The 11,995-nt window shown below is 60.2% G+C and carries 9 protein-coding genes; 7 read left to right on the top strand and 2 right to left on the bottom strand.

Annotated elements, in window-relative coordinates; translation table 11 throughout:
• Nucleotides 1-50 precede the first annotated feature (50 nt).
• The 3 genes from K8B33_RS03100 (at nucleotide 51) to K8B33_RS03090 (ending at nucleotide 4,656) form a co-directional block, all read left to right on the top strand.
• Nucleotides 51-2,102 carry a DUF1302 domain-containing protein gene (locus K8B33_RS03100; RefSeq protein WP_223423174.1) on the top strand — a complete coding sequence of 684 codons (2,052 nt, stop codon included), beginning with the start codon at nucleotides 51-53 and terminating at the stop codon, nucleotides 2,100-2,102.
• A 56-nt stretch (nucleotides 2,103-2,158) separates the two neighbouring features.
• Entirely contained in the window at nucleotides 2,159-3,562 is a 1,404-nt protein-coding gene (locus tag K8B33_RS03095; RefSeq protein ID WP_223423171.1) for a DUF1329 domain-containing protein, read from the top strand.
• Between the two features lie 95 nt (nucleotides 3,563-3,657).
• Entirely contained in the window at nucleotides 3,658-4,656 is a 999-nt protein-coding gene (locus K8B33_RS03090) for a quinone-dependent dihydroorotate dehydrogenase (RefSeq protein WP_223423169.1), read from the top strand.
• Between the two features lie 88 nt (nucleotides 4,657-4,744).
• Here K8B33_RS03090 and rmf read toward each other — a convergent pair whose 3' ends face one another.
• Entirely contained in the window at nucleotides 4,745-4,951 is a 207-nt protein-coding gene (gene rmf / locus K8B33_RS03085) for a ribosome modulation factor (RefSeq protein WP_223423166.1), read from the bottom strand.
• A gap of 203 nt (nucleotides 4,952-5,154) precedes the next feature.
• On the opposite strand from rmf, the gene rlmKL reads away from it, so the two are divergent.
• Nucleotides 5,155-7,347: a bifunctional 23S rRNA (guanine(2069)-N(7))-methyltransferase RlmK/23S rRNA (guanine(2445)-N(2))-methyltransferase RlmL gene (gene rlmKL / locus K8B33_RS03080; RefSeq protein WP_223423164.1), complete on the top strand. Its 2,193-nt coding sequence runs from the start codon at nucleotides 5,155-5,157 to the stop codon at nucleotides 7,345-7,347.
• Entirely contained in the window at nucleotides 7,344-7,589 is a 246-nt protein-coding gene (locus tag K8B33_RS03075) for a glutaredoxin family protein (protein WP_223423162.1), read from the top strand. The genes rlmKL and K8B33_RS03075 overlap by 4 nt, the downstream gene beginning before the upstream one ends.
• A 13-nt stretch (nucleotides 7,590-7,602) precedes the next feature.
• Here K8B33_RS03075 and K8B33_RS03070 read toward each other — a convergent pair whose 3' ends face one another.
• Nucleotides 7,603-8,820 carry a fibronectin type III domain-containing protein gene (locus K8B33_RS03070; RefSeq protein ID WP_223423160.1) on the bottom strand — a complete coding sequence of 406 codons (1,218 nt, stop codon included), beginning with the start codon at nucleotides 8,818-8,820 and terminating at the stop codon, nucleotides 7,603-7,605.
• 299 nt (nucleotides 8,821-9,119) lie between these two features.
• On the opposite strand from K8B33_RS03070, the gene K8B33_RS03065 reads away from it, so the two are divergent.
• Both K8B33_RS03065 and K8B33_RS03060 read left to right on the top strand, forming a co-directional pair.
• Nucleotides 9,120-11,258: a hypothetical protein gene (locus K8B33_RS03065; protein ID WP_223423158.1), complete on the top strand. Its 2,139-nt coding sequence runs from the start codon at nucleotides 9,120-9,122 to the stop codon at nucleotides 11,256-11,258.
• A gap of 126 nt (nucleotides 11,259-11,384) precedes the next feature.
• Nucleotides 11,385-11,993 carry a hypothetical protein gene (locus tag K8B33_RS03060; RefSeq protein WP_223423155.1) on the top strand — a complete coding sequence of 203 codons (609 nt, stop codon included), beginning with the start codon at nucleotides 11,385-11,387 and terminating at the stop codon, nucleotides 11,991-11,993.
• The last annotated feature ends 2 nt before the right edge of the window (nucleotides 11,994-11,995 follow it).

Genomic DNA, 11,995 nt, shown 5'->3' with positions numbered 1-11,995 from the left:
CGTGTCCAGACCTTAAGCCAGATTTCAAACGACGCAGACTGGCGTCTGCATTGACCGGGATTTCACTGGGGGCGATGGCGAGCTTGCCGGCCCACAGTTTCGAGTTTGACTTTCAGAACCCTGACTGGAGCGGCGGCCTGAATACCACGCTCTCGGTGGGTGCTCTTTGGCGTACGCAAGGCCAGGCCAGGGAGTTGGCGGCGAACGAGGAAGTACTGTTGATGGCGGAAAGGGGCTACAGCACCCAGCTCAACAAAAACGACGCCAACAATAATTTCGATCCGGGCCTGGCATCGCTGGTCGGCAAGATTACGCCGGAATTGTCATTGGGCTACCGTGATTACGGGCTGTTCATTCGCGGTACCGGTTTCTACGACGTGATGATCATGGATTCCTTCCATGATGGTGGCCAGCTGATCGCAGCGGCGCCGCAACCGGTCAACGGCATCAATCGTTATGCGACAGCCTCGGATTACGCGAACAACGGCGCCGGGGGGCGTTTTACCCCGGAAGCGCGTAGCGATGCCGGGCGCCGTGTCCGGCTGCTGGATGCCTATGCATTTGGCAATTTCAACTTTTTCGACCGTCCATTGCAGCTGCGTGCCGGTCGCCAGGTGATCAACTGGGGTGAGGCGCTGTTTATTCAGAACGGTATCAACACAGCCAACTATATCGAGTTGGCCTCTTTGCGCTTGCCAGGGGCTGAACTGAAAGAAGCATTGCTGCCCCTGGCCTCGGTGTTCGCCTCATATGGGGTGACGCTGAACCTGACCGCAGAGGCGTTTTACCAGTTTGAATGGAAGAACACCGAAGACGCGCCGGTGGGCACTTTCTTTTCTACCCATGATGCGTTCCCCGGGCGTGGCGCCAACAACGTGATCGTCGATGGCCGTCTGGTAGGTCGGGCGGTCGAAGAGCAGCTCGCAGAGCTGGTGCCCTTGCCGTTGCCCGGGGTGCTGCCCACCGGCTCTGATATTGCCGACGGGTTCGCGGATTATACGGATGCGACCTACGGTCCGTCCGGGCCCGGATATCAGTACGAGCAGACACAGGTCACGGTAAACCGGGGACCGGATCAGAAGGCCAGCGATGATGGTCAGTTTGGTCTCGCCTTCCGCTATTTCGCTGATCGACTTGGCGGTACAGAGTTCGGCGTTTACTACACGCGGACTCATACCAAGTTGCCAGTGGTAGGTGCGCGCTTCAACAAGATCAACAGTGATGGCAACCTGGCGAATACCCTGCTGAACCCACGGGGTGCCGCGCGGGATGTGGCTGAAAGTATCGATAACACCGAGTACGCGATGGTGTATCTCGACGAAATCGACATGTTCGGGGTCAGCTTCAGCTCCAACATCGGCACTATCGCGCTGTCCGGTGAAGTGGCATATCGTCCCAAGCAGCCGATCATCAATGAAGTGGGTGACAACCTGATCCAGAATCTTGCTGTTGTAGCAGCAGGGGCTGGCCTGACCGGCGCTACACCGACGATTCGTGATCTGACCGCGCACTGCGTACGTGCATCTGTGGGTGGCAGCTGTCTGGACGGTGATACGGAAGTTGTCGAGGGTCAATTCTACTACGCTTACGATGAAGTCGAGACGTTCAATACCTCTATCGTCAGTATCTTCAACTTCGGGCCGCGCTTCGGTACGGATGATCTGCTGATGCTGGTTGAATTGGGTGCTGAGTACCTGACTAATCTGGAGAGCCATGCACCGGACGGCACCCGTCTCCACTACAACTCAACGGCGGCTATCTCGCTGGCTGAAGCCGAGATTCGCACACCGAACGATCCCTTCAAGACTTACCTGGATGATTTTTCCTGGGGTTACCGCGCCGCGCTGCGTGGCACCTACAACGATCTTTTCTCCGGCATTTCCATGCAGCCGACACTGGTATTTGCCCACGACGTGGATGGTAACTCCCCGCTTGGTGGAAACTTCATGGAAAATCGCAAGGCCGGTACGCTTTCATTGAACTTTGTTTACCGCTCGAACTTCGAAGTAGGTGTATCCGGCACGATGTTCTGGGGCGCGGGCTACAGCAACAAACTGCGGGATCGCAATAATGCGGCCCTGGCGTTGAAGTACTCATTCTGAACCTGAGGGCACTGGCCGCGACGCAGGTGGCCAGCGCTGATCAACGGAGATGCGACATGTTGAACAAGACGATCATGATGGGCGGTGTTGTGGCCCTTGCACTTACCCTGAGCACCGGGGCTCAGGCGGCGGTTTCCGCGCAGGAAGCAGCCAAGCTGGGTGACACGCTCACCGCGTTTGGTGCGCCGAAAGCCGGTAACGGTGTAGAGGCCGGATCACCGTTGGCGATTCCTGCCTGGCGCGGTTTCCCTGCGTCGGATAAGCCGTCCGCTTACACGCGCCCCGGGCAGCATCACCCCGATCCGTTCCCGAACGACAAGGTGCTGCTGACCATCAACAATGATAACAAGGCCGAGTATGCCGAGCGTCTTCCTTTAGGCGTGAAAGCGTTGATGGAGACCTATCCGGAGACCTTCCACATCAATGTCTACCAGAGCCGCCGTACCACCTCTGCGCCGGACTGGGTCTACGACAACACGAAGAAGAATGCTTCCTCGGCGCAGCTCGGTGATAGCGGTGTCTCAGGCGCGTTCGGTGGGATCCCGTTCCCGATTTTGCACGGCAACAATGAAGAGCAGGCGCGCCAGGCAATCTGGAATCACATCCTGCGCTGGCGCGGACAGTATGTGGTGCGTCGCGCCTCGGAAGTGGCGGTACAGCGTAACGGTCGCTATACCCTGGTGACATCGCAGCAGGAAGTCTATTTCCGTTACTACAATCCGGAGCTGTCTGAAGCACAACTGGATAACATCATCTTCTACTTTATCTCCGAGACGCTGGCACCTGCGCGCCTTGCCGGTGGTGCAGTGCTGGTGCATGAAACGCTGGATCAGCAGAAACTGGCGCGGCAAGCCTGGGGCTATAACGAAGGCACCCGGCGTGTGCAGCGTTCCCCTAACGTCGCCTACGATCAGCCGATCTCTGCCGCAGATGGCTTGCGGACTGCCGATGATACTGACATGTACAACGGCGCCCTTGATCGCTACGACTGGCGTCTGGTGCACGACGAGCCGGTGGAGATGTTTATCCCGTACAACAACTACCGCCTGGACAGCCCTGACCTCGAGTACTCGGATATCCTGCTGCCCGGTCACGTGAACCCGGATCACACCCGTTGGGAACTGCATCGTGTATGGGTCGTGGATGCCACACTGAAATCCGGCCAACGGCACATCTATGAGCGTCGTACTTTCTACATTGATGCGGATTCCTGGCAGGTCGCTGTCGCCGATCAGTACGACCGTCGTGGTGAAATGTGGCGGGTGAGCCTGGCGCACATCAAGAATTTCTATGAAGTGCCCACCCAGTGGACCGCGATGGATGTCTTCCATGACCTGCGCTCACGCCGCTACCACGTGCAGCAGCTGACCAATGAAGCATCCCACAACCTGATTTTCGATCGCGCGTATCCGGGGGATTCCCACTTCAGCCCGGCGGGCCTGCGCCGTCGCGGTAACTGATTCGGGTTAAACTGGACTATGCCGGCTGGTACGCTGGCTGGCGCCCTCCGGGGCGCCTATAATGCGCCGGGTCTGTATAGGCCCGGTGTTTTTTTATGCTCTACGATCTTGCCAAACCGCTGCTGTTTACCCTTTCCGGCGAACAAGCCCACGATATGACGCTGGCCATGCTACGCCGGGGGCTGGGGCGTCTGTACCCCGCCTGTGTGCCGGATCGGCCGTGCCAGGTGATGGGGCTGTCTTTCCCCAATCCAGTGGGTCTGGCGGCGGGGCTGGACAAGAACGGTGACTGTATCGACGGACTCGCCAGCCTGGGTTTCGGTTTTATTGAAGTCGGTACTGTCACGCCGAAGCCGCAGCCCGGCAACCCGAAACCTCGCATGTTCCGCTTGCCAGCGGCGAACGCGTTGATCAACCGCATGGGGTTCAACAATCTGGGCCTGGATTATCTGATGCAGGCGGTGGCCCGGCGCCGCTTTGACGGCATCCTGGGCATCAATATCGGCAAGAACGTCTTCACGCCAGTGGAGCAGGCGGTGGATGACTACCTGATCTGCCTGGATCGGGTGCACGCAGAGGCGTCCTATGTGGTCGTCAACGTCTCTTCGCCCAATACCCCGGGGTTGCGTAGCCTGCAACATGGCGACGCCCTGGAGCGCCTGCTGGGCACTCTGCGCGAGCGGCAGACGCTGCTGGATCAGCAGGCCGGGCGTCGCGTGCCGCTGGTGATCAAGATAGCACCGGACAATGACAGCGACGGCCTGGCCGCCATGGCCGAGGCGTTTGTGCGCCACGGTATGGATGGGGTCACCGTGGGCAATACGACGGTATCCCGCCCGGGTGTTGAAGCGTTGCGTCATGGCGGCGAGCAGGGTGGCCTCAGTGGCGCGCCGCTGAAGCCGTTGGCAGACACTGCACTGGCCGGGATGGCTCGTGCCCTGGACGGGCGCATCCCGCTGATCGGGGTGGGCGGCATCCTCTCTGGTAGCGATGTGGCCGACAAGAAGCGATTGGGGGCAGATCTGGTCCAGCTGTATACCGGTCTGATCTATCGCGGCCCGGGACTGGTCGCTGAGGCGGTCAAGGCCTGGTAGAGGTCCAATATAAGGAAAGGGCCCTGGAGGGGCCCTGTTGAGCGCTTGCGCGCCTTGGGTAAAAGGGGTCGAACGGGGAATCGGGTTGTCAGCCCATATTCTTCAGATTCTGTACGCTGGCGACGCCGGTATAGCCCTGAATATGGTCGGTGCGGCCTTCACGCCAGCCATTTATCCAGCTGGAGCGTGGAATCAGTGCATCGAATGGGCAACGGTCCTGTGATTTGCCGTTAAGGCCGGCGTTGTAGCCTTTGCTGTAAGCTCGATCAAAGCGATCACGTTTCTGTCTTTTCATCTACTGTTTCCCCTTGCCTGGTAGCAGTGATTCAAGTGACATCGACAGGCAAATGTGCCTGCGAAATTCAGTATGTATAACGCCGGACAGCGTCGTCGAATATCCAGTAGCGATATGCAAGGCTGTCTTTAGACGGATGGCTTATAAGCCACGGTACGACACGCTTTCCGCGATCACGGGGCGTGCTCGACAACGGATGAACTATGAATTTTGTGATTACGTGCCTGCCGGGCCTGGCACCGTTGCTGGCTCGGGAACTGGAAAGCTTTGGCCTGTCAGTGCAGGAGCAGGGCGGGGCGGCGGTATTGCTGGACGGCGATCAGGAGGCGGCCATGCGGGTCTGCCTGCATGCGCGCCTGGCGGAGCGGGTTCTGCTGCCGGTGGCGCGCCATGAGGGAGACCCCATGGACGCTGCGGATGCGCTGGCTGCGGCCTTCGACTGGGCCGCTCATGCCGCCGGTGCGCCAGCGCTCCACCTGCGGGTAGATCACGAGCGTGGGGTGCGGGGAGACAGCCGCGTGACGCGCAATCGCTTCCTTCACGCTGCAGCACAAGCCCGTGGCATGGATCGCCTGATTACCCGGGACAGCCCGGAAGCGGCGCTGTGTCTGCGCATGCAGGTCGGTGCAGCGGTCAGCGAACTGTTTGTGGACTTCAGCGGGGAGTCCCTGCAGCGGCGGGGCTATCGGCTGGCTGGTGGGCTGGCGCCGCTGCGGGAGACGCTGGCCGCTGGCATGCTGGTGGCGGCAGGTTGGATGCAGCCGCATCCCGCCGAGGCTGCTGAGGCAGGCGCTGCCGCACCTGCATTGCGTCTGGTAGACCCGTTTTGCGGTAGCGGTACGTTGCTGATCGAGGCGGCCTGCATGGCTCTGCATATCGCACCGGGCCTGACCCGCAGTGAATTCGGCCTGCTCCACTGGCCGGGCACGGATCAGGCACTCTGGCAACGTCTGCGGGAGGAGGCCCGTGCCGCGCGTCGCGCGCCGCCGGCCGGTCTCTCCCTGAAGGGCTTTGATGCCGATGCGAAAGTGCTACAGCAGGCCCGCAGCAATGCCGAGCGAGCCGGTGTCGCGGAGGTAATCCACTTCGAGCGCCGCGAACTGGGCAGTCTCCGGGCCCGTGATTTCGGTATCAAGCCGGGGGCGGATACAGCCCCGGAAGACGCGGGCCTGGTGGTGACCAACCCGCCCTGGGGGGAGCGGCTGGAGGACCAGGAGCAGGCGGCCTGGCTTTATTACGCACTGGGGCGGACCCTGTCGCGGGTAGCGCCGGATTGGCGCGCGCTGGTCGTCGCTCATCGGGTCGAGATACTGGACCGCACCGGCATGGCCATGGAGGCGCAGTGGCGAGTCCGTAACGGCCAGATGATGGCCTATCTGCGCGCCATGCGGCCCCAGCGCAAAGCCTTGCCGGCGCCGCTGCGGGTGAGCGGTGAGGCGGCGTTTGAAGTGCCGGAGCAGGCTCAGGCGCTGGTCAACCGGCTGCGCAAGAACAGCCGTCAGCTGCGGCGCTGGCTGGACCAGTCCGGCGTGCAGGCCTATCGCCTTTATGACCGGGATCTGCCCGAGTTCAATGTCTCCATTGATATCTACGGGGACAGGGTGCTGGTGCATGAGTATACGCCGCCCAAAAGCATTGATCCGGCGGCAGCCGAGCAGCGCCGGGTATGGGCGGTGAGCGCCGTGCGCGCTGCCCTGGGTGTGCATCGCGAGCAGGTATTCCTGCGCACGCGCAGCCAGCAGAGTGGCAAGCATCAGTACCAGAAGCTGGATCAGGCCGGCGACTATATGGTGGTGGAGGAGGGCGCAGCGCGGTTGCTGGTCAATCTGCGCGACTACCTCGACAGTGGCCTGTTTCTGGATCATCGCCCCATGCGTCTGCGCCTGGGTGAAGAAGCGCGCGGTAAACGTTTTCTGAATCTGTTCGGTTACACCGGCGCCGCCACCGTCCATGCTGCCCTGGGTGGTGCCAGCAAGACCGTGACCGTGGATGCGTCTCGCCGCTATCTGGATTGGGCAGGCTGTAACCTTGCTGCCAACGGTTTTTCCACGGCACAGCATGCGCTGGAGCGAGCCGACGTGACACGCTGGATTACCGACACCAAAGAACAGTTTGATCTGGTGTTCTGTGACCCGCCGACATTTTCCAACAGCAAAAGCCGGGATGATTTTGTGGTGCAGCGGGATCATTGCGAACTGATCCGGCTGATCATGCGGCGGCTGGAGCCGGGTGGCGTGCTTTATTTTTCCTGCAACTTTCGTGGTTTTGTACTGGATGAGCAGGTGCAACGCTGGTACGAGGTGGAAGATATCAGCCGCTGGAGCATTCCGGATGATTTTCGCCGCAACATGAAAATTCACCATTGCTACGCCATTCGTCTTCGGGAGCCGAAATGAGCTTGTCAGCAAAACGGGTAGACATCGAGTTATTGACGACGTCAGGTTGCCATTTGTGTGAACAGGCTGAGGCGCTGGTGCGACAGGCCTTGCCTGGCGTCGAGATCATCAAGGTGGATATTGCCGAGCGGGATGCCCTGATCGAGCAGTACGGCACCCTGATACCGGTGCTCCGGTACCAGGGGCGCGAACTGTGTTGGCCGTTCGGGTTGCTGGATATCCGCGAACGGCTTCTGGTGTAGTCAGCTTGCGAGTTCAGTCATCACTGTCGACGCAGATGGCGAAGATGCCCATCGGTATCGGTTCGCTGCCGTCGTTGTAGATCCGGATCCGCCATACGTCCTGGCCCTGAGCATTGCTGTCAGGATAGCTTTGCTGGAGGCGAATATCACCAAGGTGGGCCGTGTCGGCAGAGGGCGCCCAGGGGCCACCATGCAACACACGCTGCCCTTCAGCGCAGCTCATGCTGCGTTCGCCATAACTGCCCGCTGCGATACGTTGGTCAGGGCGTATCTGGTAACTGGTACGCGTGGAAAGGCCGCGCAAGGGTGATGAGCATTGTGCCTCTCTCCAGGTCAGGGTGTTCTCCGTCGGTCCACCTTCATGCAGCAGAGCAGTTTCCCATGTGCCGTTTTGTTCCCCCGGCTGGGAGAAAATCGTTAGGAAGACGCCATGGTCGTCCAGGCCGGGGCCGTCTCCACCGACGAGCATGACGAGATCTTCGGGGCAGAGGGTCGTATATGCCCTGTGTTCCCCCACGGCGGGGTACTGGCCCCGGAAGGGGCCGCTACGCGCATAGCCGGCCGGGGCATCCGCACAGATAACGTGCTGGCGGGCGGTGACTGCCTGCGTGGTATTGTGGTTTTGCATTCCGCTGGACCAGCCGCTCAGGCCGCTGCCTGATGTGCTGCTACGCTGATGCCGGATTTGCAATGCTGCGGTGTCAGTTTCCCCGCTGCCCAGCTGGATGCCGCCGCCGACGGCAATCTGGTCCTCGGGGCACCAGGTATTTTCCCGAGCCTCATCTTGTGCGGCGATGCTGACGGTCTGCTCGACAATAGTGTAGCCGGCCACGCCCTCCAGAGGCGTCACATCAACTTCATTCGAAGCGGCACTCTCCCTCGCGTCGACGGTGGCTGTTACGACAAAATAATAGGGAGTGCCATTCTCCAGGCCAGCCGCGGTATGTGGTGATGTGGCGTCAGTGACCATGTCCCAGTCACCGGTGCCACCGGGATTATTGATGTCAATGCTCGCCTGGGTAGAGTAGTAAAGCGTATAGCTTGTGGCGTCTTCGACAGGTTGCCATGTCAACTCGGCCTTGCCGTTCATTGCGTTGGCTTCAAGGTTCTGCGGCACGGCAACGGGGGATGAGTTGCCAGAGGATGAGGAGCCGCCACATCCGACGAGAAAGGCGATTGCCGCAGTAATGAATATTATTGCCGGAAATATCCGAACTGGTGTCGTGTTCATGACGAGTTGCTCCATGCATCATGTGAAATGACATGCTGCATTAGACACAGTGGCAGACCTGTGCGCCTATCCCCCGACTGGGGTAGCCGGGTCTCCCCCATGGGGCCGGTCGAGCAGCCTGTGGGGGGGTGGGTTAGCCGTAACGGGGGATTCCCTGTTTTGCCTGTAGATGCTATTCAAGACGGTTGCTCCGTTTCGGGGGGCTCCGTCGTGTGGAGAGACGCGTGCAGCGTGATGAAATAAGAGACCCGCGAGGCAGCAGATGGCGTTATCGGTCTGCCGCCCCGCTGCAGGGCCTGATGGCCTGTTCCCTTTTGCTTTTGCTGGCCGTCGTGCTGGCCGCCTGGCTGGCGCAGCGTGGTCCCTGGCTGGGCCTGACTTTGTCTCCGCAGGCCGGTGAGGGGTTACGGGTCACGGCGGTTGATGAGCGTGGGCCTCTGGCCGGTCGCGTACAGCCCGGCGATGTGCTGCATGGGTTGCAGGCGTCGGGGGCACTGATTTCCCTGCGAGATCATGATCATCACCTGCAACCCCATGCCATGGCGACCTACGAGGGCTATGAGGCGTATCTGGATCACGAGGATCAGGTCTATGCGGCGTTGCGCGAGCCGAGCGTTACGCTGCTGTTCCATGACCAGGCGCCGTTGCAGGTCGTGCCGATGCAGGGGCGGCCGCTGTCGGCGCTGCCCCTGTCGTTCTGGTTGCTGCATCTGTATGGCGCGCTGGCCTGCCTGATCGGCCTGTCGGTCTGGGTGTTCCGGCCGCGGTTGTGGGCGGCCAGATTGTTGGCCCTTTCCGGTGTGGCCATGTTTGTGGCCACCTGGCAGCACAGTTTCTGGGAGGATCGTGAGCTGGCGTTGCCTGGCGCCATGTTCCATCTGTTGATGCGAGGCAATCATCTGGCCATGCATCTGTTGTTGGGTGCCATGATGGTGCTGCTGGTCGTTTACCCGCAGCGCTTGAAGCACAGCGGCCGAATTATCGCCTGCCTGGTGAGCGGCATTGTGCTGGTGCAACTGAATGAAACGCTGCAGCTATTCGAGTTTCCGTTACACACCTTTTATCTTCCTTTGCTGGTTTATTACCTGATCGGTGCCGCGCTGGTGGTCGTGCAATGGCGGCGCGCCAGTGATCGACCCGGTGACAGAGCGGCGTTGCGCTGGGTGTATCTCTCCATCTTGCTGGCGATGGGCGTGGGAACCGTCGTGTATATCCTGCCGCTGGCGCTCGATTTGCCGCCGGTGGTGGGGGCCTCGACCATGGTCGGGTTGGTGATCACGCTCTATCTGGGTTTTGCCTTCGGTATCTTGCGTTATCGCCTGTTTGAACTGGAGCGCTGGTGGTTTGTCGCCTGGGCCTGGTTCCTGGGCGGGCTGACGGTCGTGTTGGTGGATCTGGCGGTGGTCACCCTGTTCGGTCTCAATCACAGTCATGGGCTGGCGCTGGCGATCATCGCGGTTGGCTGGGTGTACTTTCCCATCAGACAGTGGTTGTGGCGACACCTGGCAGTGTCGGCGGAAGTCAGCATGGAGCGTCATTTGCCGGGTTTTGTCGAAGCACTTTTCACCTGTTCCGAGGACAGGGTGCCGGCATTGTGGTTGCGACAGCTGCGGGAGGTGTTTCAGCCGCTGGCGGTGGAATTTACGGCGCAACATGTCGAGCAGGTGCAACTGGCTGACAATGGGGCTCGGCTGCTGGTGCCGGTATTGGGGGATGAAAAAGGTGGCATCAGTCTGCGTTATGCGCAAGGCGGACGCCGTCTGATGGGGCGGCGGGACGCCGAAATAGCCCAGGCGTTGTACATGACCGCTCAACGGATCGACATGGTGCGGCGTGCCCGGGAATCCGGTGCGGACCAGGAACGTCAGCGCATCATGCGTGATCTTCATGACGATGTGGGTGGCCGTCTGCTGACGCTGATACATCAGGCACCGGACGGCCATTACGAAGGGTTGGCGCGTACTACGCTGGGCGCTTTGCGGGAGAGTATCTACACGCTGGACGAGCAGCGCCGTTTTCACCTGGATGAACTGCTCGGGGCCTGGCAGGACGATGCCTGGCAGCGACTGATTCCGGTGGGTGCGACGCTTGAATGTCAGTGGCCGGATGATGGTGATGATATCTGTCTGTCGCCGCGTCATTACGTGAATTTACGTCGTGTGCTGGACGAGGCACTGACCAATGCACTCAAGCATGGCGTCCCGTCCCGGCTGCATTTTCGGGCGGCCGTGGACGATCATGGATTACGGATGTCGTTGACCAACGAATTGCCAGTGGACGATGCGCCGCGCTGGCGCGATGGTCTGCCAGGTCGTGGTCTCAGCAATATACGCACCCGGGTGCAAGAACTGGGAGGTGAACTGTATCTGTATTGCCAGATCACCAGGCCGCAGCGTTTTTGTCTGGAGGTCTGTCTGCAGCGTAGCGATCTGGCGTAGTGCATTGGCATGCCTCATTGTTGTTCATGGTGTGGGTGAGAGAAGGGTTAGCCCGAACCGGGCATTGAGTAGCATGCGGCCTGACGATCTAATGGTTCCACCAAATATGATCACCAGGAGAAAAAAATGGGCCGGAGGGTGTTGGTCTCGTCCTTGCTACTTTTCATGCTGACCGCTGCGGGTTGTGGAGGAAGTAGCAGTTCCTCGAGCAATGACGGTCCTGGTGGTGGCCCGGGCGATGGGCTGGGTCAGGTTACGTTGACAGCCTCCGGCGCTGTGACAGGTCAGTTCAGCGGGATGATGGATTTTCATTATATGGATTTTGATGATTTCGGCGTTGATGGCGCGCGCTGGGAGTTGTCCGGCCATGACGGCAACGGTGGTGGTCAATCGTTCAGCCTGCTCATGGCGATCGAGTCGCTTGCTGACGGAGGCGCCGGTATTGCGCGGCCGCCAGTTGGCTCCTACGACATTGGTTTTGAAGCCAACAGTACCGAGGTGTTCACCACCATTTTTACCCATATCGGAGCAGGTGGCGTCATGGACACCAGCGAATATGTATCTGATGCCGATACCTGGACGGGGACGCTGACGATCACCGAGTCCAGTGCTGATGCCGTAAAAGGGACCTTCAATGCGGATCTTTTCCAGGAAGATTTCTGCACGGCCGAAGGATGTACGGGGGATAGCATCAATATAAACGGCGAGTTCACAGCGCACGAGCGGGTATTTTGAGC

This window comes from Alcanivorax limicola (assembly GCF_019931215.1).
Classification (GTDB): domain Bacteria; phylum Pseudomonadota; class Gammaproteobacteria; order Pseudomonadales; family Alcanivoracaceae; genus Isoalcanivorax; species Isoalcanivorax limicola.
The sequence above is the reverse complement of the archived record's forward strand: the minus strand, read 5'-3'. Positions and strand labels throughout refer to the sequence as shown.

Coding starts and splice junctions, on each gene's coding strand:
- K8B33_RS03095 (WP_223423171.1), top strand. CDS start 2,159: ATGTTGAACAAGACGATCATGATGGGCGGTGTTGTGGCCCTTGCACTT.
- K8B33_RS03090 (WP_223423169.1), top strand. CDS start 3,658: ATGCTCTACGATCTTGCCAAACCGCTGCTGTTTACCCTTTCCGGCGAA.
- rmf (WP_223423166.1), bottom strand. CDS start 4,951: ATGAAAAGACAGAAACGTGATCGCTTTGATCGAGCTTACAGCAAAGGC.
- rlmKL (WP_223423164.1), top strand. CDS start 5,155: ATGAATTTTGTGATTACGTGCCTGCCGGGCCTGGCACCGTTGCTGGCT.
- K8B33_RS03075 (WP_223423162.1), top strand. CDS start 7,344: ATGAGCTTGTCAGCAAAACGGGTAGACATCGAGTTATTGACGACGTCA.
- K8B33_RS03070 (WP_223423160.1), bottom strand. CDS start 8,820: ATGAACACGACACCAGTTCGGATATTTCCGGCAATAATATTCATTACT.
- K8B33_RS03065 (WP_223423158.1), top strand. CDS start 9,120: ATGGCCTGTTCCCTTTTGCTTTTGCTGGCCGTCGTGCTGGCCGCCTGG.
- K8B33_RS03060 (WP_223423155.1), top strand. CDS start 11,385: ATGGGCCGGAGGGTGTTGGTCTCGTCCTTGCTACTTTTCATGCTGACC.